The following is a 20,548-nucleotide window of genomic DNA, read 5'->3' on the forward strand; positions in this document are numbered from 1 at the left end:
CTTGCCATTTAAGCCGTCAGCCGGAATACCCGCTCGGCATTGGTCTGGTACAGCATCCGGCGCTCGGCGGCGGTAAGCCGGATGGCGTCGAACGCGGCGACCGCCGCCACGGCGTCCTCATAGGGCCAGTCGGCCGCGAACAGGATGTTGCGCGCGCCCATCACCTCGATCGCCTGGCGTACGGACGGGCCATAGTTCATGCCGCTGGTGGTCAGCACGAAGTTGCGCTTCAGATAGGTGCTGGGCCGCTCCTTCAGCTTGACCCGCATGGGCGAGCCGTCGACGGCGTAGCGGATGTCGATCCGGTCGATGAAGAAGGGCAGGCCTTCGCCCAGATGCCCCAGCACGATGCGCAGACGCGGGTGACGGTCGAAGATCCCGCCCATGATCAGCCGCAGCGCGTGCAGCCCGGTTTCCGCCGCGAAGCCCCAGATCGGGCCGAGCAGCGCCTGCGGAATATAGGGTTCGAGCATCCCCGGCGCGGGATCGCGCGGGTGGATATAGATCGGCACGTCGAGCGCCTCGGCCGCTTCCAGGATCGGCCGGAACTTGGGCTCGTCCAGATATTCGCCCCGGGTATGCGAATTGATCAGCGCGCCCTTCATCCCCAGCGTACGGACCGCGCGCTCCAGCTCGCGCGCGGCGCCCGCCGGATCCTGCGGCGCGATCGTGGCGAGTGCGGCGAAGCGGCGTGGATCGGTGCGGCACAGCGCCGCCGCGCGCTCATTGGCGAGCGCCGCCAGCTCGCGCGCCTGCCCTGCCTCGAACAGCTGCACCCCCGGCGCGCTCAGCAACAACAGCTGGGTGTCGATGCGCGCCGCGGCCATGGCCGCGATGCGACCGGCGCCGAGGTCGAGCGCCTGGCCGCCCCAACGCATTCCCTGCTCCCGCCCGAAGCCCGCCACCAGCGCGGCAAAGCCCGGCTCCTTCTGCCCGCGATCGGTCTGCAGAAAGCGCTGCGTCGCCGAAGCGATCTCCGGGATCGAGAAGCTTTCCTCCGTCGCGATCCGGCGCAGCGGCGTCGCCGCTTCGGCGCCGTGGGCGAGCGCGGCCAGCGGTGCGGCGGCGAGAAGCGTCCTGCGGTCGATTTCCATGGCGAATCCTCATCTCTAACGTGGTTTCGCAGAATGATAGGCGGCGCGGCGGTGACCGACCATGCCCTCAGCGCCATTGGCCTGCACCACCCGATCCGGTAGCCTGCTGCCAATGCGGTTCAAGGGCCTCGACCTCAATCTGCTCGGCGTCCTGGAAACGCTGATGGCGACGCGCAGCGTGTCGCGCACCGCCGAGCAGCTCAACCTCAGCCAGCCCGCGATCAGCTCCGCCCTGAAGCGGCTGCGTCGGTATTTCGGCGACGAAATCCTGGTCGCGCACGGCAAGCGGATGCTGCCCACCGCCTTTGCCGAAAGCCTGTTGCCGCAGGTGCACGAAAGCCTGCGCGCGGTGGAGGGCCTGATCGCCACCTCGACCCGTTTCGATCCGGCGACGTCGCAGCGCAACTTCCGGCTCTGCTCGTCGGACTATATCTCCACTGCCGTGCTTGCCCCCTTGTCGCGCGAGCTGGCGCACGAGGCGCCGTCGGTGCGGCTGGAGCTGCTGCTGACCGACGACCAGAGCGCGCATCATCTGGAGCAGGGCGGGATCGACCTGCTGATCGCGCCGGAAGGCTATACCGCGCGCGAGCTGCCGGCCGAGCATCTGCTCGACGAGCGGCATGTCGTCGTCGGCTGGAAGGACAATCCCCTGCTGGCGGGGTCGCTGGACGAAGCGGCGTTCATGGGCGCGGACCATGTCCAGGTCGCGATCGGCTATCAGCGCACACCGGCGTTCGGCGACCGCGAGCTCGGCTTGCAGGGTCGTCAGCTCCGCGTCGCGGCGAGGGCGTCTTCCTTCGCGGTCGTCCCCTGGCTGTTGGTGCAGACGGAACGGCTGGCGCTGATGCACGAGCGGCTCGCGCTGGTGATGGCGGCGCTCCATCCGCTTGCGATCCGCGAGATCCCGTTCGACTTCCCGGTCATGCGCGAGATGATGCAATGCCACCCTGCCCGTGCCGCTGATCCCGGCCTCGCCTGGCTGCGCGAGCGGCTTCATCGACAGACCGTGATCCATAAATCAAAATGATCGAACGTGATAAATTCATTCACGTTTACAGATTGTCGGGCTGCGCTAACGCAGGAGAACGAGGGCCGCTGATAGGTCGGACGAGAGGAAGCGATGGCGGACGGGGCGATCAATGATTGAAGGTTGCCGCATCCTGGTGATCGGCGGCGGCATCGGCGGTCTGACCGCGGCGATCGCGCTGCGCGGCCGCGGCGCCGTCGTCGACGTTATCGAGCGCGATCCCGACTGGTCCGTCTATGGTGTCGGCATCATCCAACAGTCCAATGTCGTCCGCGCGATGAAGGCGCTGGACCTCCTCGACGACTATCTCGACGCGGGCTTCGGCTTCGACGAGATCTTCGTCTTCCTGCCGAGCGGAGAGCCGGTCGCCACCCTCAAGGCACCCGGGCTCGTGGAAGGCTATCCGGCCAATGTCGGAATCGGGCGGCGCGCGTTGCACAAGGTGCTCGGCGACCGCACGATCGGTGCCGGCGCCACCGTCAGGCTCGGGACCACCGCCACCGCGCTGGACGATGATGGCGAAGGCGTCGACGTCGCCTTCTCCGACGGCAGCAGGAGCCGTTACGACATCGTCGTCGGTGCCGACGGCCTCTACTCGCAGACGCGGCGGATGGTCTTCCCCGAGGCGCCCGAGCCCGCGTTCACCGGCCAGGCGGTGTGGCGCTACAACTTCGCCCGCCCGGCCGACCTCGCCGGCATGCATGTCTATGAAGGGCCGATCGGCGTTGGGCTGATCCCGTTGTCGGCCGATCTCATGTACATGTACGTGACGACGCCGGAGCCCGGCAATCCGCGCTATCCGCGCCATGGGCTCGCGGCCACGATGCGCGCGAAGCTTGCCGGCATGCCGCCGGCGATCGCGGCGCTGGCCGAGCAGATCACCGACGACGACGCCGTGGTGTACAAGCCGCTGGAATGGCTGCTGCTCGACGGACCCTGGCACAAGGGCCGGGTCGTGATGCTCGGCGACGCCGTCCACGCCACCACCCCGCACCTGGGCCAGGGCGCCGGGATGGCGATCGAGGATTCGATCGTGCTCGCCGAGGAACTCGCCCGCGCGGAGACCCCGGAAGCCGGTTTCCGGGCCTTTCGCGACCGTCGCTACGATCGGTGCCTCTACATCGTCCGCGAGAGCCTGGCGCTGTGCCGGGGCCAAATCGGCCAGGGCCCACGCGTCGAGCAAGGCAAGGCCGCACATGACATGTTCGCCGTCACCGCGGCGCCGATTTGAACAAGGAGGCAATGATGAGCCGCGTCACCGAAATCCGCTATGTCGGCTATGGCTGTCCCGACCTGGACGCCGAGCGCGACTTCTACCGCGACGTATGGGGATTGAAGGAGGTCGCCGCGCAGGACGGCATGGCCTATTTCGCCGCCGAGGGTAACGACGAGCGTTACGTCGTCCGGCTACGGCGGTCCGACGAGAAGCGGATCGACGTCATGGCGCTGGCGACCGACAGCCGCGCCGATGTCGACACTTTGCACGACAAGGTCGTCGCCGCCGGCTGCCGGATCGTCCATCCGCCGCAGGCGCTGACCGGCTTCGGCGGCGGCTACGGCTTTCGCTTCTTCTCCGCCGACGGCCTGCCGTTCGAAGTGTCGAGCGATGTCGAGCGCGGCACGTCGCGACCGATGCTGCGCTGGGACGGTGTGCCGCAGAAGATCAGCCACATCGTCATGCACTCGCCTGACCACAAGGCGATGACGAGCTTCTTCATCGACGTGCTGGGCTTCCGCCTGTCGGACTGGCTGGGCGACGGGATGAGCTTCCTGCGCTGCAACGAATGGCATCACCGGATCGCCTTCCTGCCCGGACCGCCATGCCTCAACCACGTCGCCTATGACATGCTGACGCTCGACGACATGATGCGCGGCATCGCGCGGCTGCGGAAGATGGGCACGGACATCAAATGGGGGCCGGGCCGGCACACGGCAGGCAACAACACCTTCAGTTACTTCACCACGCCCAACGGCTTCGCGGTGGAATACACCTCCGAGCTCGAATCGGTCGACCACGACAACCACGAGCCCAAGGTCCACGAGCCCAGCCTCGGCACGATGGACCAGTGGGAGATCGGGGTCGGCGGCCCGCACACGATGCCCAAGCCCGAGCCGGACAAGGGTCTGTTCCAGCCGGTCGGGGTCTGAGCGAGTGGCGCTGTTCGAGTTCTTCCCCAACTATGTCTGGAACCTGTCGGTCTCGATCGCGATGGAGAGCGGCGCCAAGATCGGCGAGATCGTCGACATGTGCGCGCCGATCCGCGACGCCGCGGCGCGCGGCGAGGACACCGGCACCGCCGCGTTCCTCGCGGAGTGGGTCAAGATGGCCGACAAGCTCGCGGACCTCGCGGAGCAGGACGAGGCGAAGGGGCGGCTGTTCTCCGCCGGCGACAAGCTGAAGCGCGCCGCGCTCTATTACCAGATGGCCGAGCGCATGCAGGGTCACGGCCACCCCGGCCGCACCCAGACCTACGCCAAGGTGCTCGACGCCTTCGACCGGGGGACCCGCTTCGCCGGCGACAATGTCGAGCGGGTCGAGATCGCGTACCAGGGCAAGGCCCTGTCGGCGCTGTGGACGCGCGGCGAGGGCGACGGACCTCGCCCGGCAGTGGTCTATTGCAACGGACTAGACAGCACCAAGGAGCTGCTGTTCTTCTCGTGGCTGCCGCATGCGCTGGCGAAGCGCGGCATCTCAACGCTGTGCGTCGACCAGCCGGGAACGGGAGAGGCGCTGCGCCTCCACGGCCTGCCGGCCGCGCCGGAGAGCGAACATTGGGCCTCGGCCTGGGTGGACTGGCTGGAAACGCAGCCCGATGTCGACGCGGGCGCGCTGGGCATGACCGGCATCTCGCTCGGCGGCTATTACGCCCCCCGCGCGGTCGCCTTCGAACCGCGCTTCGCGAGCGGCGCGGTATGGGGCGCGAACCATGACTGGGCGGACGTCCAGCAGAAGCGGATGCGCCGCGAGGGCGAGAACCCGGTGCCGCATTACTGGAGCCACGTCTGGTGGGTGTTCGGCGCCACCGATCAGGACGATTTCCTCGCCAAGTCCAAGGGGATGACGCTGGAAGGCGTGCTCGACCGCATCACCGTGCCGTTCCTGATCACCCACGGCGAGGGCGACCGCCAGATCGCGCTCGACTATGCCCATCGCAGCCACGCGCAACTGACCAACAGCCCGCGTGCCGAGCTCAAGGTCTTCACGGCACGCGAAGGCGGGGTCGAGCATGTCGGCGCCGACAACATGAGCTTCGGGCGCGAATACATCGCGGACTGGTTCGCCGAGACGCTGGGCGGACGGACGTCGTGACCGATGCCGCCGACGTCGAACGGCGCGCGCTGCTCCGCACCGAGACGCGGGTCGCAATGGCGATCAACGCCATCCTCAGCGTCGTCCTGTTCCTGCTCATCGCCGGCTGGCGCGACACGCCGGTAAGCGCGGTGGCGCTCGGCTTCTTGCCGCAGACCTTCTGCATGGTGTTCATGGGTACGCTGGTCCCATCGCTGATCATGTACCGCCGCGTCGCGCGGGGCCTCGTCATGCCCGCGACGCCGCCACCGGCCTTGCGCCGGCATGCCTTGCGCATCCTCGCGCTGGCGGTCGCGGCGATGGTGCTGCTGGGCGGCGGCATGGCCCTGCTGCTCCTGGCGCTCGCGCGCGCGATCGTGCCGCCGCTCGCGGGGCTGATCGTCAACGCCGGTTACGGCGCGATGGTCGGCGCCCTGGTCACGCCGCCGGTGCTGCGCGCGGTGCTCGGCATGACCCCGATCCCGATCCGCGCCGATGCGGCGCTAGTGGAGGCCCGCTGATGGCACGCCGCTTCGTCGACCTGTCGATCGCGCTCGACAACGAGACCGTCGCCGATCCGCCCTTTCTGCGGCCCAGCATTGCCTACAAGGCGCATGCCGAGACAATGGCCGAGCTGCAGATGTTCTTTCCCGGCGTCACCGCCGATCAGATGCCCGGCGGCATCGGCTTCGCGGCGTCGGAGACAGTGACGCTGACGACCCACAACGGCACCCATCTCGACGCGCCGTGGCACTACCACCCGACGATGGACGGCGGCGCGCGTGCGATCACCATCGACGAGGTGCCGCTGGAATGGTGCTTCGGCGCCGGCGTCAAGCTCGATTTCCGGCACCTGGCCGACGGCCACGTCGTCACGGCCGAACAGGTGGAGCAAGAGCTCGCGCGGATCGGCCACGCGCTCCAGCCGCTCGATATCGTGCTGGTCAACACCGCGGCGAGCGCGGCGTTCGGCGGGCCGGATTACCTCAACAGCGGTTGCGGCATGGGCCGCGAGGCAACGCTGTACCTCACCTCGCGCGGGGTACGGGTGACCGGCACCGACGCCTGGTCCTGGGATCCCCCCTTCTCCTACACCGCCGCGCGTGTGGCGGAGACGGGCGACACCAGCCTGATCTGGGAGGGGCACAAGGCCGGGCGCGAGATCGGCTATTGCCACCTGGAAAAGCTCGCCAACCTCGATACGCTGCCGCCGACCGGCTTCACCATCTCGTGCTTCCCTGCCAAGATCAAGGGCGCGTCGGCCGGCTGGACGCGCGCGGTCGCGATCTTCGACGATCCGGCGTAGCGGCATGCGCAGCCTTGAGCCCCGGCTACTCCGTCGATGTGAACTTGATCGATTGAACACCTTCCCCGGCGGAAGCCGGGGCCCAGTCGGCCGCGCCGCGGACTAGGCCCCGGCTTCCGCCGGGGAAGCATGGTTCTCAGCACGGTCGACTGGGCCGGCTCTCTTCCGGCCGAGAACGCCGCTACGCCAGCTCCTCGTCCGGCAGCAGTTCGGTGTCGATCTGCGCCTGCATCGCCGCGGCATAGCGCGGCCCCCGGATCGCGCCGGGCGCGAAGATGCGGTCCATGGCGGTCAAAGTCTCGGCATCGAGCCGGATCGCCGCCGCCGCGACGTCCTCCTCCAGATGCGCGATGCTGGTCGTGCCCGGGATCGGCACCACGTCATCACCCCGTGCCAGCACCCAGGCGAGCGCGAGCTGCGCGGGCGTATGGCCCAGCGCCGCCGCCAGCGCCTCGAACGTCGCCACCGCGCGCAGATTGTGCGTCAGTTGCGGCTCGCGAAAGCGCGGCATCATCAGCCGGATGTCGCCGGGCGCGTAATCCTCGCTCCGCACCGCGCCCGCGAGCAGCCCGCGCGCGACGGGCGAGAAGGCGACGAAGCCGATACCGAGCCTGCGGCAGGTATCCAGCACCGCCACCTCCGGATTGCGTACGACGGGCGAATATTCGCTCTGCACCGCCGCGATTGGGTGCACGGCCTGGGCGCGCGCGATCGTCGCCGCCGACATCTCGCTAAGGCCGATCGCGCCGATCTTGCCCGCCTCGACAGCGCGGGCGAGCGCGCCGACCGAGTCCTCGATCGGTACCCGTCGGTCGAGACGGTGGAGATAATACAGGTCGATATGATCAACCCCGAGCCGCACCAGAGAACCCTCCAGCGTCCGCGCGATGGCGGCGGGCGAGCCGTCGAGCCCGCGCTGGCCATCGTGCAGGTCGAGCACGCACTTGCTCGCCAGCGTGAACTCGGTCCGGCGGTGCATCACCGCCTGCGCCAGCAGCCGCTCGTTACCGCCGCCGCCGTACAGCGCCGCGGTGTCGAGCAGCGTGACGCCGAGATCGAGCGCGCGGTTGAGCAGCTTGCCCGCCTCCGCCTCGTCTGGCGGCACACCATAGGCATGCGACAAGTTCATGCAGCCCAAACCGATCGCCGAGACGGTGAAAGGGCCAAGCGTGCGAGTGGGAAGCGTCATAAGCCCGCCTTAGTCACCGCGGCGTCAGAGCGGCAAGCCGACATAATTCTCGGCGATGGCGGTCTGCATCGCCCGGCTCTGCGCGACATAGTCGAGCTCCGCCTGCTGCATCCGGTGCTCGAAGGGGCCGTCCTCGGGGAAACGGTGCATCAGCTTGGTCAGCATCCAGCTGAAGCGCTCCGCCTTCCAGATCCGCGCCAGCGCGCGCCTCTCATAGCCGTTCAGCCCGGCCTCGTCGCCCCCGCGCAAGCAGGCGATCAGCGCCTCGGACAGATAGGCGACGTCGGACGCGGCGAGGTTGAGCCCCTTGGCGCCGGTCGGCGGCACGATGTGCGCGGCGTCACCGGCGAGGAACAGTCGGCCATGACGCATCGTCTCGAACACGAACGACCGGAGTGGCGCGATCGACATCTCCAGTGCGGGGCCCCGCGTCACCCGCCGCTCCGCCAGCGGGGCGAAGCGCCGCGCCAGCTCGTCCCACAGACGCTCCGCCGGCCAGTCCTCGAGCCGCTCGGTCAGCGGCACCTGGATATAATAGCGGCTGCGGGTCGGCGAGCGCATCGACGCGAGCGCGAAGCCGTCGGCGGTGTTGGCATAGATCAGCTCGCGGTGGCACGGCGGCACATCCGCCAGGATGCCCAGCCAGCCGAACGGATAAGAGTGATCGAACGCCTCCCCATCGGGGATCGCCTTGCGGCAGGCACCGTGGAAGCCGTCGCAGCCGACCACGAACCGCGCTTCGATCCGCCCCGCCTCGCCGCCCGTGAAATAGGTCAGGTACGGCGCGTCGCCGTCCACCGCGTGCGGCACGACATCGGCCGCTTCCCACACGATCTCCAGTCCCCGCTCCGGAGCGGCGGCGATCAGGTCGCGCGTCACTTCGGTCTGGCCATAGACGGTGACGTGGCGGCCGATCAGCGCGGCGAGGTCGATGCGGATCACCTGGTCGTCGGTGGCGAGGTTGAACCCGGTCTCGACCATGCCCTCCGCGCGCAGCCGGGCGTCGAGCCCCAGCCGCCGCATCAGATCGGTGGTCACCATCTCCAGGACGCCGGCGCGGATGCGGCTTTCGACATGCGCGCGCGTCTGCCGCTCCAGGATCACGCAGGCGATCCCCTCGGCGCGCAGCAGGTGCCCGAGCAACAGCCCGGCGGGGCCAGCGCCGACGATCGCGACCTCGGTCTTCAATTGCCGCTCAGCTGCGCCTCGAGGCCGCCGAGCACGCGGTAGCAGGGCATGACCTGGGCCACCGAGCTGTTCGGCTCCCGCCCCTCGCGGATCGCGGCCACGAACTCGCGATCCTGCAGCTCGATGCCGTTGTTCGACACCGCGACCCCCGTCAGGTCGACCGGTTCTTCCTTGCCGGTCACCAGATCATCGTAGCGCGCGATCCAGGTGCCGGTATCGCAGATGTAGCGGAAGAAGGTGCCGAGCGGCCCGTCATTGTTGAACGACAGCGACAGGGTGCAGATCGCGCCACTCTCACTCTTCAGCTGGACCGACATGTCCATCGCGATGCCGAGCTCGGGATGGGGCGGTCCCTCCATTGCGTGCGCTTGGACGATCGGCCCCGCCTGATGCGCGAACAGGTCCACTGTATGGGCGGCATGATGCCACAGCAGATGATCGGTCCAGGAGCGCGGCTCGCCCTTGGCGTTGATGTTGCGGCGCCGGAAGAAAAAGGTCTGCACGTCCATCTGCTGCACCCGCGCCTCACCACGTGAGAACTTGCGGTGCAGATACTGGTGGCTCGGGTTGAAGCGGCGGGTGTGCCCGACCATGCAGGTGAGTCCGGTTTGCTGTTGCTTCGCCAGCACCGCTTCCGCGTCGGCCAGGCTGTCGGCGAGCGGGATTTCGACCTGCACATGCTTGCCGGCGTCCATGCACTGGATCGCCTGATCGGCGTGCATCTGCGTCGGCGTGCACAGGATCACCGCGTCGAGCCCCGGCAGCGCGAGCGCTTCGGCAAGCTCGGTGGTGGCGTGCGCGACGCCGTATTTCGCTGCCACCGCTTGCGTGCTGTCGAGCGTCCGGCCGATCACGCTCACCACCTCGACGCCGTCGATGTTGCGCAGCCCGTCCAGGTGCTTCTCTCCGAAAGCGCCGGCGCCGGCGAGGGCGATCTTCATGTCTTAAGCTCCTGAGGGCGCAGCACGAGGTGCCCGACCGCGGTGTTGGACGCCGGCACGTGATAGAAACGATGCAGCTCCTCGGCGTTCTCGCCGAGCGCGCCGCGCATCACCAGCCACATCACCAGCTCGATCCCCTCCGATCCCGCCTCCCGCAGATATTCGATATGGGGCTTGTGGCGGATGCCTTGCGGGTCCTGCGTCAGCCCGTCGAGGAACGCCTGGTCCCAGCTCTTGTTGATCAGCCCCGCGCGCGGCCCCTGCAGCTGATGGCTCATCCCGCCGGTGCCCCAGACCTGGACGTTCAGGTCCTCCGGAAAGCTCGCGACCGCGCGCGCGATCGCCTCGCCCAGCATCCAGCAGCGGTTGCCCGACGGCGGCGGATAGGTGACGACGTTGACCGCCAGCGGGATGACCTTTGCCGGCCAGCGATCGACCTGCCCGAACAGCAGCGACAGCGGCACCGTCAGCCCGTGGTCGACCTCCAGCTCGTTGATGATGGTCAGGTCGAACTCGTCGAGGATGCAGCTCTGCGCAATGTGCCAGGCAAGGTCCGGATGGCCTTCGACGACGGGCACCGGCCGTGGCCCCCAGCCCTCGTCCGCCGGACGGAACTCGTCGCCGCAGCCGATCGCGAAGGTGGGGATGAGGTTGGCGTCGAAGGCGGATGCGTGGTCGTTATAGACCAGCACCACGACATCGGGCTTCTCTTCCGCCTGAAAGCGTTTGACCCAGTCATAGCCCGCGAACACCGGCCGCCAATAGAACTCGCCCGTCTTGCCGTTGTCGAGCGCGGCGCCGACAGCGGGGATATGGCTGGTCGAGATGCCGGCGGTGATGCGAGCCATCAGCGATTCCCCGCAGCAGGCGCGTTGGGAATCTCCGCGGCGATCTCAGCGATCTCGGCCAGCGCGGCGCGCTCCCGGAGCGACCGCACTCCTTCGGGCGAGCGCCCGCCCGCGATCATCATCGCCTGGTAGTCGTCGGTCGACATGCCCGTCATCGTGCCGACCGCCTGCAGGAAGCTCTGCCCGTCGGTCGAGAACAGTTTCGCCAGGAAATAGATGTTGCCGCCCAGATCGAGCAGCCGGTTGTAGTCGCGGTCGAGTACCGCCTGCCGCTGATCGGGGCTGAGCTTCCACCCGTCGAGATAGGCTGCCTCGCCCGCCTTGAACCGTGCGCGGTTGTCCGCCTTCATCAGGCTCATCGCGAACTGGTTGAGGTGATAGCCCTGCCGCGCGCGCTTTGCGGTGTAGACGCGTGTGCCGGGGATGTCGTCGAACTCGGCCAGATAGGCGTGGATGTCGCGCGGCCCGCTCACAAATCCTTCTCCTTCAGCAACCGGTCGAGCCTGGGGAACACCCGCCTGGCATTGCCTTCGAAAATGGCATGCCGCTGTTCGGGCGTGATCGGCAGGGCGTCGACATAGCGTTTCGTGTCGTCGAAATAATGGCCCGTTTGCGGATCGATCCCGCGCACCGCGCCGACCATTTCGGAGCCGAACAGGATGTTCTCCGTCGCGATCACCGCGCTCAACAGGTCGACGCCCGGTTGGTGATAGACACAGGTGTCGAAGAACACGTTGCCCATCACATGCTCGGCGAGCGGCGGCCGCTTCAGCATGTCGGCTAGCCCGCGATAGCGACCCCAATGGTACGGCACCGCGCCGCCGCCATGCGGGATGATGAAGCGCAGCGTCGGAAAGTCGGCGAACAGGTCGCCCTCGATCAGCTGCATGAACGCAATCGTGTCGGCGGCGATGTAATAGGCGCCCGTCGCGTGCAGCCCCGGATTGCACGAGCCCGAGACGTGGATCATCGCCGGCACGTCCAGCTCGGCCATCTTTTCGTAAATGGGATACCAGTACCGGTCGGTCAGCGGCGGCGACGCAAACCTACCGCCGCTGGGATCGGGATTGAGGTTACAGCCGATGAAGCCGAGCTGCGTGACGCACCGCTCCAGCTCCGCCACCGACCCCGCCAGATCGGCCTCGGGGTTCTGCGGCAGCATGCACACGCCCGCGAAGACGTCCGGGTAGAGGCCGACGCAGCGTGCGATCAGATCGTTGTTGGCGCGGGCCCAACTCCTGGACACCGCCTCGTCGCCGACATGCGGCGCCATTGCCGACGCGCGCGGCGAAAAGATCGTCATGTCCGCCCCACGCTCGCGCAACAGGCGCAGCTGGTTCGCCTCCAGCGTCTCGCGGATCGCGTCGTCCGGGATGTCGGGATAGGCCGGCGGCGGCGCTTCGGCGCGCCAGGCCGCGACCTGCGCCTCGCGCCAGTCGTTGTGCGCGGCGGGCGCGGTCGTGTAATGCCCGTGGCAGTCGATGATCATGGTCAGGCGGCGTCCCGTAGCCGCGGCAATGCGCGCAGCGCCGCCAGCTTCGCGTCCAGCCCCGGCGGCGGCGAAAGTCTCAGCGCGCCGATCGCGCGCTGGCGGTCGGCGGTGCCCCGCGCCATTGCGGTGCCGGTACCGAGCGCGTCGAGGGTCTTGACCACCTCGTCCATCTCGTCCGCGCGGCGCCGGCCATGCGCCATCATCCGGTCGAGATTATAGTCCGCACGCGCGTCCCACGGCATCGCACGTTCGCTCGCGTCCAGCGAGGCGAGCACCTCGCCCAGCACGCCGGCGGCGTCGGCGGCGAGCAGGCACTCGGCCGTGAGCGCCTCGATCCCCTTGACCACCACCGATCGGATCATCTTGATCGCCGACGCCGTGCCCACCGGGCCGTTCAGCGCGCGGACCGCGGAGAAGCCGCGCGCGCTCAGCTCGTCGACGGCGCGGGGCGCGTGCGGCCCGGCGACCAGCAGCGGCACCGCCAGCTGCGAAGGGTGGACGGGTGCCATCACCGCCACGTCGACATAGGCGCCCCCCGCCCCTTCGATCAGCGCCGCCGCCTGGCGCTTGGTGTCCGGCGCGACCGAATTCATGTCGCAATACAGCGCGCCCGGCGCGAGATGCGGTGCCGTCGCAACGGCCGCCGCCAGCGCCTGGTCGGCGGTGACGAGGCTGAGCACCAACGCGGCGCCCGCCACCGCTTCGGCACCGGAGCCGACCACCGCCACCCGCGCCGCGGCTGCCGCCGCAACGATCGCGTCGCGGGTGCCGGGTTCGATCAGCTTCAGGTCGAACGCGCGCGCTGGCCCGCGCCAGCCTGCCGCGCCCGCAAATGCGCTGGCTGCTTCGCCGAACCCGATGAAAGCCGCTGTCTCCATCGCAGCGGCCATAGAGCTTGCGGGTGCCGCCACCAATCGGAAGGCCTCGCCCCCGATAAGATTTTACGGATTGGTCTCCGCGGCGACCGCATCCATCCGCGTCAGGAACGCGGCCTGCAACGGCGTCGGCGTCCACCCTGCCCGCGTGGTGACGCCGATGGTGCGGACGATAGACGCCGGCGCCGGGCGGATCACGCACAGCCACCCGGCCTGCAACTCGATCGCGACCTGATCGGGCGACAGCAGGGTCAGGAAATCGCTCGCCATCAGCAGCTGGCGGATGGTGATGACGGAGCCGCATTCGATCGGCACCGCGGGCACCGGCAGTCCGGCCTCCCTGAACATCTGCTCCCAGTGATCGCGCAGCGGCGCGGCGCGCCCGGCGATAGTCCAGGGGAAGCGCGCCAGCGTCGGCAGGTCGGGATCGCGGCCGGCGAGCGGGTGGTCGGCGCGCCCGATCACCACCGGCCGGTCCTCGAACAACCGCCGCTGCGACAGGTCGGCACCCGGCCCCGGCTCGCGCAGCGCGCCGACCAGCAGATCGAGATCGCCGTCGCGCAACGGCCCCACCAGCTCCGTATGGCTTCCCTCGGCGACGACCACCGAGAATTCGGGGTGGTCGGCGTGGAAGGCCGCCAGCGTCGCGGGCAGCAGACGGGCGCGCGACAGCGGCATCGCCCCGATCGCGATCCGTCCGGTCTCGCGCCCGCGTGCCGCCGCCAGTTCGTCGAGCCCGGCCGCCAGCTCGGCGCGCGCGAGCGAGAATTGCCGCGCGACCTGCCGCCCCCGGGCGGTCAGCGCCACGCCACCATCGCGCCGGACCACCAGCGTCTGGCCCAGCGCCAGCGCAAGATCGCCGACCGCCCGGTGCAGCGACGCATCGCTCAGCCCAGTCGCCGCCGCCGCCGCCGCATAGCCGCCGGCCTTGGCGACCGCGAGAAAGGCGCGGAGCTGCGCGGCGGTGACGCGGTGATCGAGGCCGGCGAGCGCCGTCTCCACCCGCCGCGCGAACAGCAGCGCCGCGGCGGTCGGCGCCATGCCGTCGCTGCGCCGATCGAACAATCGCTCGCCCAGCATCACTTCCAGCTTGGCGAGCCCTTGCGTGATCGCCGGCTGGGTGAGGTTGACCGAGCGCGCGGCGGCGCTGATGCTGCCATGTCGCGTCACCGCCAGCGCGGCGCGCAGGTGGCGGAGGTTGAGACGGTCGGCCTGCATCGCCACGATCCTAGCCAAAACTTATGCCCGGCACAAAGAACGCACTTCGCGTTGGGACGGCGCGCGGAGCAGAGGGGGAGCCATGACGATCGGGAGAGGGCAATGACCGGGATCGTGGTCCGCGAGATCGAGCGCACCGCGCGCGCGGTAATCGATGGCCTGGCGCAGTGCGGGGTGGCGACCGTCCACGAGGCGCAGGGCCGCATCGGCCTGCTCGGCCACTACATGCGTCCAATCTATCCAGGCGCGCGAATCGCCGGGTCGGCGGTGACGATCTCCGCACCGCCTGGCGACAATTGGATGATCCATGTCGCGATCGAGCAGCTGCGCGATGGCGACATGCTGGTGCTGGCGCCGACCTCGCCGTGTTTCGACGGCTATTTCGGCGATCTGCTCGCGACCTCGGCGCAGGCGCGCGGCTGCCGGGGGCTGGTGATCGAGGCCGGCGTGCGCGACGTGCGCGATCTCACCGCCATGAACTTCCCCGTCTGGTCGAAAGCCGTATCGGCGCAGGGTACGGTCAAGGCGACGCTGGGCTCCGTCAACGTGCCGATCGTCTGCGCCGGCGCGGCGATCGCGCCGGGTGACGTGATCGTCGCCGACGACGACGGCGTGTGCGTGGTCCGGCGCGCGGATGCCGCAGACGTGCTCGCCAAGGCGCAGGCGCGAGAGGCGAACGAGGAGAGCAAGCGCAAGCGGCTGGCGGCCGGCGAGCTCGGGCTCGATATCTACGACATGCGTGGCAAGCTGGAGGCGATGGGCCTGCGCTATGTCTGACGGCGTCCGCTGTATGTGGATGCGCGGCGGCACGTCCAAGGGCGGCTTTTTCCTGCGCGATGATCTGCCCGCCGACCAGGGTGAACGTGACCGCCTGCTCTTGCGCATCATGGGCTCGCCCGACGCCAACCAGATCGATGGTATGGGCGGCGCCGACCCGCTGACCAGCAAGGTCGCCCTCGTCTCGCGGTCCGACCGGCCGGGCGTCGATGTCGATTATCTGTTCCTGCAGGTGTTCGTCGATCAGGCGATCGTCACCGACGCGCAGAATTGCGGCAATATCCTCGCCGCCGTCGGTCCCTTCGCAATCGAGCGCGGGCTAGTGGCCGCGAGCGACGGCGAGACGCCGGTGACGATCTTCATGGCCAATACCGGGCAGGTCGCGGTGGCGAACGTCCGGACACCGGGCGGTTACGTTGTCTATCACGGCGAGGCGCGGATCGATGGGGTGCCGGGCACCGCCGCGCCGGTGCCGGTCGAGTTCCGCGACACGGCGGGCTCCAGCTGCGGCGCGCTGCTGCCGACCGGGCGGGCGGCGGACGTGATCGAGGGCGTCGCCTGTACGCTGATCGACAACGGCATGCCCTGCGTGGTGCTGCGCGCGGAGGACGTCGGCGCGACCGGCTGTGAGTCGCGTGAGGAACTGGACGACGCCGCCGAGCTGAAGACGCGGATCGAGGCAATCCGGCTGATTGCAGGGCCGATGATGAACCTGGGGGACGTGGCAGAGAAGTCGGTGCCCAAGATGATGCTGGTAGCAGCCCCGCGCGGCGGCGGCGCGTTGTCCGTGCGCAGCTTCATCCCGCGCCGCGCCCATGCCTCGATCGGTGTGCTCGGCGCGGTCAGCGTCGCGACCGCCTGCCTGATCCCCGGCTCGCCGGCGGCAGCGGTGGCGCAGGTACCCGACGGCCGGATCAAGACGTTATCGGTCGAACATCCCACCGGCGAGATGAGCTGCGTACTGACGATCGATGACGACGGCGCGGTCGCCGGCGCGGCGCTGCTGCGGACCGCACGCAAGCTGATGGACGGGACGGTATACGGATGAGCGACCGCATCAGGAGCTGGACCGACACGCCGTCGGTGCCGCGCTACACCCCACCGCCCGGCGCGGTGGACGCGCACTGCCATGTCTTCGGCCCCGCCGACCGCTTCCCGTTCAGCGCCAAGGCCAAATACCTGCCGCGGGATGCGGGGCCCGACATGCTGTTCGCGCTGCGCGACCGGCTCGGCTTCGCGCGCAACGTCATCGTGCAGGCGAGCTGCCACGGCACCGACAACGCCGCCACGCTCCACGCCATCGCCGCCTCGGACGGCCGCGCGCGCGGCGTCGCGGTGGTCGACCCGGCGATCGGCGAGGCGGAGCTTGAAGCCCTGCACGCCGGCGGCATTCGCGGCATCCGCTTCAACTTCCTCAAGCGCCTGGTCGACGACGCCCCGAAGGATCGGTTCCTCGAAATCGCCGCGCGGCTGCCGGCCGGATGGCACGTCGTCGTCTATTTCGAGGCCGACATCCTGGCCGAGCTGCGCCCCTTTCTCGATGCGATTCCCGTGCCGCTGGTGATCGACCATATGGGCCGCCCCGACGTCGGCCAGGGCCCCGATGGCCCGGACCTGCGCGCTTTTCGGGCGTTGCTGGACAGCCGCCCCGACATCCATTTCAAGGCAAGCTGCCCAGACCGGCTCGATCCCGCCGGGGCGCCCTATGCCGATTTCGTGGCGGCGGTCGCGCCGCTGGTCGCCGACTATCCCGATCGCTGCCTGTGGGGCACCGACTGGCCGCATCCCAACATGCAGGACGCGATCCCCGACGACGGCGCGCTGGTGGACGTGATCCCGTGCATCGCGCCATCCGCCGAGGCGCAGCGCAAGCTGTTGGTCGACAACCCGCTGCGCCTGTACTGGGCGGACGCCGCGCCCGCGCGGTAGGCGTTGCTAGGCGGGGCGCCTTCGCGCAAAGCTCCGCCGTGGAGGTCGCGAGCGCGTGAACGATGTGAGCCCGATGCCTGAGTTCCTGCGCGGCGGCGGCGAAACCGGCGCGCTGATCGCCGCGCATGACTGGTCAGCGACGCCGCTCGGCCCGATCGCAGGCTGGCCGCAGAGCCTGCGGGCCGTGCTGGGCTTCCTGCTGCGTTCGCCGGTCCCGATCGTGATGCTGTGGGGCGAGGACGGCATCATGCTCTACAATGACGGCTATTCCGTCTTCGCAGGCGGGCGGCACCCGGAGCAGATCGGCATGCCCGTGCGCGAGGGCTGGCCCGAGGTCGCGGACTTCAACGACAATGTCATGAAGGTCGGGCTCGCCGGCGGCACCTTGGCCTACAAGGACCAGGAACTCACTCTCTATCGCCATGGGACGGCCGAGCAGGTCTGGATGGACCTCGACTATTCACCCGTCCTCGACGACGACGGCCGCCCCGCGGGCGTACTCGCCATCGTCATCGAGACCACCGAGCGGGTCGCCGCCGAGCGCGCGCTGCGCGACGAGCGCGACCGCAGCCGCGACGTCCTCGATCACATGGGCGACGCGTTCGCGCTGCTCGACCGCGACCTCCGCATCGTCGAGATGAACGCCGCCGCGCTGCGCCTGGAGAGCCGCCCGCCCGGGGAGGTGATCGGCAAGACCCATTGGGAAGCGCACCCCGACGCCGCTCCGGAAGTCGGCGAACTCTACCGCGCCGCGATAACCGAGGGCCGGCCCCGGATGCTGGAGCACCGCTATGTCTGGCCGGACGGGCGCGAGACCTGGATCGATATGCGCGCCTACCCCGTCGATCAGGGGCTAGCGGTCTTCTACCGCGACATCTCGGACCGTAAGCGCGACGAGGCGGCGGTGGCGGAAAGCGAGAAACGCTTCCGCAACATGGCCGATCAGGCACCGGTGATGATGTGGGTGACCGACCCGAGCGGCGTGTGCACCTATCTCAACCGCCGCTGGTACGAGTTCACCGGCCAGGCGGACGGCGCCGGCGAGGGCTATGGCTGGCTCGACGCGGTCCATCCTGACGACATGCCGGTCGCGCAGGAGGCGTTCCTGACCGCCAATGCGCTGCAGCAGGACTACCGCGTCGAGTTCCGTATCCGCCGTGCCGACGGCGTGTACCGCTGGGCGATCGACGCCGCCGCGGCACGCTTTGCCGCCGATGGCGGGTATCTCGGCTATGTCGGCTCGGTCATCGATATCGAGGAACGACGCGAGGCGGAAGCGGCGCTGCAGGCCTCGACGGCGCGGGCGGAGGCGCTCGCGGCCGAACAGGCAGCGATCCTCAGTCAGCTGGCCGAAGGCGTGATCGTCACCGACCGCACCGGCCGCATCACCTTCGTCAACGATGCCGCCAGCCGAATTCATGGCGTGGCGCGGCTCGACATCGAGCCCGACGCCTATGCCGAGACCTACCACCTCCTGACCATGGACCACCGCCCCTTCCCCACCCGCGAACTGCCGCTCGCGCGGGCGGTGCTGGACGGGGAGACGGTCACCGATGCACCGTGGCGCATCCGCCGGCCGGACGGATCCGAGGTGGTGGCGGTCGGCAGCGCGCGTCCGGTCCTGGATGCGGCCGGGGGAACGCTGGGCGCGGTGCTGACGCTGCGCGACGACACGCAACGCGCCGAGGCCGAACGCTTGCTGCGGGAGAACGAGGCGCGGCTGCGGGCGCTGACCGACAACCTGCCGTCGGGCATGGTCTATCAGATCGCCACCGGCCGCGACGGCGGCGAACGGCGATTCCTCTACGTCTCGCAAAGCCATCTGAAGCTGACCGGCGTTCCCGCCGAGGCGGTGCTCGCCGACTCCAGCATCCCCTACAGGCTGATCCTCCCCGAGTACCGGCCGGCGATGGTCGCGGCCGAGGCGGACGCGCTCGCCGGTCGCAAGCCGTTCGACATCCAGGTCCGCTTCCGCCGCGCCGACGGCGAGGTGCGCTGGTCGCGGATCATCTCCGCGCCGCGCGATCAGCCCGACGGCACGTTGGTATGGGACGGCATCCAGGTCGACATCACCGACCAGAAGAACGCCGAAACCCTGCTCGTCGAGATGAACGACGAACTGGAACGCCGCGTCGCCGAGCGCACCGCCGAGCTCGAGGAAGCGCAGGAGGCGCTGCGCCAGGCGCAGAAGATGGAGGCGGTCGGCCAGCTCACCGGCGGCATCGCGCACGACTTCAACAACCTGCTCACCGGCGTGATCGGCTCGCTCGACATGATGCAGCGGCGGCTGGCCAAGGGCGAGACCGACAAGATCGAACGCTACGCCACCACCGCCATGACCGCGGCGAACCGCGCGGCGGCGCTGACCCACCGCCTGCTCGCCTTCTCGCGCCGTCAGCCGCTCGATCCCAAACCGGTCAACGCCAACCGGCTGGTGACGGGGATGGAAGAGCTGCTGCGCCGCACCATCGGCGAAAGCGTTCAGCTCGAGACGGTGACCGCGGGCGGGCTGTGGCAGACACTGTGCGACCCCCATCAGCTCGAAAGCGCGATCCTCAATCTGGCGATCAACGCGCGCGACGCGATGCCCGAAGGCGGCAAGCTGACGATCGAGACCTGCAACGCCCACCTCGACACCGCCTACGCCGCCAAGCACCGCGATGTCGTCCCCGGCCAGTACATCTGCATCTGCGTCACCGACACCGGCGCCGGCATGACCAAGGACACCATCGAAAAGGCGTTCGAACCCTTCTTCACCACCAAGCCGATCGGCCAGGGCACGGGCCTGGGACTGTCGATGATCTATGGCTTCACCCGCCAGTCCGAAGGCTATGCCCGGATCTATTCCGAGCTCGGTCAGGGCACGACGATCAAGCTGTATCTGCCCCGCTATTACGGCGAGGCGGAAGATGCCGAGGAGAACCACGCCGAGGCGCTCGACGCGCGTCGTGCCGAAGCGGGCGAAGTGGTGCTCGTCGTCGAGGACGAGAGCGCCGTGCGCGGGCTGGTCGTCGACGTGCTCGAGGAGCTCGGTTACCACGCGGTCGAGGCGGCGGATGGTCCGTCGGGGCTGAAACTGCTCCAGTCCAAGATGCGGCTCGACCTGCTCGTCACCGACATCGGCCTGCCCGGCCTCAACGGCCGCCAACTCGCCGACGCCGCGCGCCAGCTCCGCCCCGAGCTGCGCATCCTGTTCATGACCGGCTATGCCGAGAACGCGACCATCGCCAACGGCTTCCTGGAGCCAGGCATGGAGATGATCACCAAGCCCTTCGCCATCGAGGCACTGGTCAACCGCATCCGCGACATGATCGAGAGGACATAGGCCGCGGGTTTGGGGGGGGGGGGGGGGGGGGGGGGGGGGGGGGGGGGGGG

At 69.1% G+C, this 20,548-nt stretch carries 19 protein-coding genes; 10 read left to right on the forward strand and 9 right to left on the reverse strand.

Annotation, left to right across the window (positions count from 1 at the left end; translation table 11 throughout):
- Positions 1-8: 8 nt before the first annotated feature.
- On the reverse strand, positions 9-1,094 hold the full coding sequence (locus VFQ64_RS12745; protein WP_325103713.1) for an amidohydrolase family protein: 1,086 nt from the start codon (positions 1,092-1,094) through the stop codon (positions 9-11).
- A 112-nt stretch (positions 1,095-1,206) separates the two neighbouring features.
- Between VFQ64_RS12745 and VFQ64_RS12750 the strand changes: the two genes are divergently transcribed.
- From VFQ64_RS12750 to VFQ64_RS12775, 6 genes are all read left to right on the forward strand, one after another.
- Positions 1,207-2,121: a LysR family transcriptional regulator gene (locus tag VFQ64_RS12750; protein WP_325103714.1), complete on the forward strand. Its 915-nt coding sequence runs from the start codon at positions 1,207-1,209 to the stop codon at positions 2,119-2,121.
- A 115-nt stretch (positions 2,122-2,236) separates the two neighbouring features.
- A complete protein-coding gene (locus VFQ64_RS12755) occupies positions 2,237-3,352 on the forward strand; it encodes an FAD-dependent oxidoreductase (RefSeq protein ID WP_325103729.1) in 1,116 nt (371 codons plus the stop codon).
- A 14-nt stretch (positions 3,353-3,366) separates the two neighbouring features.
- Positions 3,367-4,269: a VOC family protein gene (locus VFQ64_RS12760; RefSeq protein ID WP_325103715.1), complete on the forward strand. Its 903-nt coding sequence runs from the start codon at positions 3,367-3,369 to the stop codon at positions 4,267-4,269.
- 4 nt (positions 4,270-4,273) lie between these two features.
- The gene (locus tag VFQ64_RS12765; RefSeq protein WP_325103716.1) at positions 4,274-5,431 is read left to right on the forward strand and encodes an alpha/beta hydrolase family protein; all 1,158 of its coding nucleotides are present in this window, start codon (positions 4,274-4,276) and stop codon (positions 5,429-5,431) included.
- A complete protein-coding gene (locus tag VFQ64_RS12770) occupies positions 5,428-5,931 on the forward strand; it encodes a hypothetical protein (RefSeq protein ID WP_325103717.1) in 504 nt (167 codons plus the stop codon). The genes VFQ64_RS12765 and VFQ64_RS12770 overlap by 4 nt, the downstream gene beginning before the upstream one ends.
- The gene (locus VFQ64_RS12775; RefSeq protein WP_325103718.1) at positions 5,931-6,716 is read left to right on the forward strand and encodes a cyclase family protein; all 786 of its coding nucleotides are present in this window, start codon (positions 5,931-5,933) and stop codon (positions 6,714-6,716) included. Before VFQ64_RS12770 ends, VFQ64_RS12775 begins: the two co-directional genes overlap by 1 nt.
- Before the next feature lie 181 nt (positions 6,717-6,897).
- On the opposite strand, the gene VFQ64_RS12780 is transcribed toward VFQ64_RS12775, so the two are convergent.
- The 8 genes from VFQ64_RS12780 to VFQ64_RS12815 form a co-directional block, all read right to left on the reverse strand.
- Positions 6,898-7,905 carry an aldo/keto reductase gene (locus tag VFQ64_RS12780; protein WP_325103719.1) on the reverse strand — a complete coding sequence of 336 codons (1,008 nt, stop codon included), beginning with the start codon at positions 7,903-7,905 and terminating at the stop codon, positions 6,898-6,900.
- Positions 7,906-7,929: 24 nt separating this feature from the next.
- On the reverse strand, positions 7,930-9,093 hold the full coding sequence (pobA, locus tag VFQ64_RS12785; RefSeq protein ID WP_325103720.1) for a 4-hydroxybenzoate 3-monooxygenase: 1,164 nt from the start codon (positions 9,091-9,093) through the stop codon (positions 7,930-7,932).
- Positions 9,090-10,034, reverse strand: a complete 945-nt coding sequence (locus tag VFQ64_RS12790; protein WP_325103721.1) for a Gfo/Idh/MocA family oxidoreductase — start codon at positions 10,032-10,034, stop codon at positions 9,090-9,092. Before VFQ64_RS12790 ends, pobA begins: the two co-directional genes overlap by 4 nt.
- The gene (locus VFQ64_RS12795; RefSeq protein WP_325103722.1) at positions 10,031-10,882 is read right to left on the reverse strand and encodes a class III extradiol dioxygenase subunit beta; all 852 of its coding nucleotides are present in this window, start codon (positions 10,880-10,882) and stop codon (positions 10,031-10,033) included. The genes VFQ64_RS12790 and VFQ64_RS12795 overlap by 4 nt, the downstream gene beginning before the upstream one ends.
- Complete coding sequence (gene ligA / locus VFQ64_RS12800) at positions 10,882-11,355, reverse strand: protocatechuate 4,5-dioxygenase subunit alpha (RefSeq protein ID WP_325103723.1); 474 nt, start codon at positions 11,353-11,355, stop codon at positions 10,882-10,884. Before ligA ends, VFQ64_RS12795 begins: the two co-directional genes overlap by 1 nt.
- Complete coding sequence (locus VFQ64_RS12805; protein ID WP_325103730.1) at positions 11,352-12,377, reverse strand: amidohydrolase family protein; 1,026 nt, start codon at positions 12,375-12,377, stop codon at positions 11,352-11,354. Before VFQ64_RS12805 ends, ligA begins: the two co-directional genes overlap by 4 nt.
- Positions 12,374-13,252 (reverse strand): NAD(P)-dependent oxidoreductase, encoded by an 879-nt coding sequence (locus VFQ64_RS12810; protein WP_325103724.1) that lies wholly within the window; start codon positions 13,250-13,252, stop codon positions 12,374-12,376. The genes VFQ64_RS12805 and VFQ64_RS12810 overlap by 4 nt, the downstream gene beginning before the upstream one ends.
- 63 nt (positions 13,253-13,315) lie before the next feature.
- Positions 13,316-14,467 carry a LysR family transcriptional regulator gene (locus VFQ64_RS12815; RefSeq protein WP_325103725.1) on the reverse strand — a complete coding sequence of 384 codons (1,152 nt, stop codon included), beginning with the start codon at positions 14,465-14,467 and terminating at the stop codon, positions 13,316-13,318.
- A gap of 102 nt (positions 14,468-14,569) precedes the next feature.
- Here VFQ64_RS12815 and ligK point away from each other — a divergent pair, with 102 nt between their 5' ends.
- From ligK to VFQ64_RS12835, 4 genes are all read left to right on the forward strand, one after another.
- Entirely contained in the window at positions 14,570-15,244 is a 675-nt protein-coding gene (gene ligK / locus VFQ64_RS12820) for a 4-carboxy-4-hydroxy-2-oxoadipate aldolase/oxaloacetate decarboxylase (protein WP_325103726.1), read from the forward strand.
- A complete protein-coding gene (locus VFQ64_RS12825; RefSeq protein WP_325103727.1) occupies positions 15,237-16,292 on the forward strand; it encodes a 4-oxalomesaconate tautomerase in 1,056 nt (351 codons plus the stop codon). Before ligK ends, VFQ64_RS12825 begins: the two co-directional genes overlap by 8 nt.
- Positions 16,289-17,173, forward strand: coding sequence for an amidohydrolase family protein (locus VFQ64_RS12830; protein ID WP_325103728.1), 885 nt, complete (start codon positions 16,289-16,291; stop codon positions 17,171-17,173). The genes VFQ64_RS12825 and VFQ64_RS12830 overlap by 4 nt, the downstream gene beginning before the upstream one ends.
- Before the next feature lie 73 nt (positions 17,174-17,246).
- On the forward strand, positions 17,247-20,498 hold the full coding sequence (locus VFQ64_RS12835; protein ID WP_325103731.1) for a PAS domain S-box protein: 3,252 nt from the start codon (positions 17,247-17,249) through the stop codon (positions 20,496-20,498).
- The last annotated feature ends 50 nt before the right edge of the window (positions 20,499-20,548 follow it).

The organism is Sphingomonas sp., from assembly GCF_035714405.1.
GTDB lineage: Bacteria > Pseudomonadota > Alphaproteobacteria > Sphingomonadales > Sphingomonadaceae > Sphingomonas.

What these genes read in the sequence shown, in the direction of transcription:
- VFQ64_RS12745 (WP_325103713.1), bottom strand. Translation starts at nt 1,094, where the DNA reads ATGGAAATCGACCGCAGGACGCTTCTCGCCGCCGCACCGCTGGCCGCG.
- VFQ64_RS12750 (WP_325103714.1), top strand. Translation starts at nt 1,207, where the DNA reads ATGCGGTTCAAGGGCCTCGACCTCAATCTGCTCGGCGTCCTGGAAACG.
- VFQ64_RS12760 (WP_325103715.1), top strand. Translation starts at nt 3,367, where the DNA reads ATGAGCCGCGTCACCGAAATCCGCTATGTCGGCTATGGCTGTCCCGAC.
- VFQ64_RS12775 (WP_325103718.1), top strand. Translation starts at nt 5,931, where the DNA reads ATGGCACGCCGCTTCGTCGACCTGTCGATCGCGCTCGACAACGAGACC.
- VFQ64_RS12780 (WP_325103719.1), bottom strand. Translation starts at nt 7,905, where the DNA reads ATGACGCTTCCCACTCGCACGCTTGGCCCTTTCACCGTCTCGGCGATC.
- VFQ64_RS12790 (WP_325103721.1), bottom strand. Translation starts at nt 10,034, where the DNA reads ATGAAGATCGCCCTCGCCGGCGCCGGCGCTTTCGGAGAGAAGCACCTG.
- VFQ64_RS12795 (WP_325103722.1), bottom strand. Translation starts at nt 10,882, where the DNA reads ATGGCTCGCATCACCGCCGGCATCTCGACCAGCCATATCCCCGCTGTC.
- VFQ64_RS12810 (WP_325103724.1), bottom strand. Translation starts at nt 13,252, where the DNA reads ATGGAGACAGCGGCTTTCATCGGGTTCGGCGAAGCAGCCAGCGCATTT.
- VFQ64_RS12815 (WP_325103725.1), bottom strand. Translation starts at nt 14,467, where the DNA reads ATGCAGGCCGACCGTCTCAACCTCCGCCACCTGCGCGCCGCGCTGGCG.
- ligK (WP_325103726.1), top strand. Translation starts at nt 14,570, where the DNA reads ATGACCGGGATCGTGGTCCGCGAGATCGAGCGCACCGCGCGCGCGGTA.
- VFQ64_RS12825 (WP_325103727.1), top strand. Translation starts at nt 15,237, where the DNA reads ATGTCTGACGGCGTCCGCTGTATGTGGATGCGCGGCGGCACGTCCAAG.
- VFQ64_RS12830 (WP_325103728.1), top strand. Translation starts at nt 16,289, where the DNA reads ATGAGCGACCGCATCAGGAGCTGGACCGACACGCCGTCGGTGCCGCGC.
- VFQ64_RS12835 (WP_325103731.1), top strand. Translation starts at nt 17,247, where the DNA reads ATGCCTGAGTTCCTGCGCGGCGGCGGCGAAACCGGCGCGCTGATCGCC.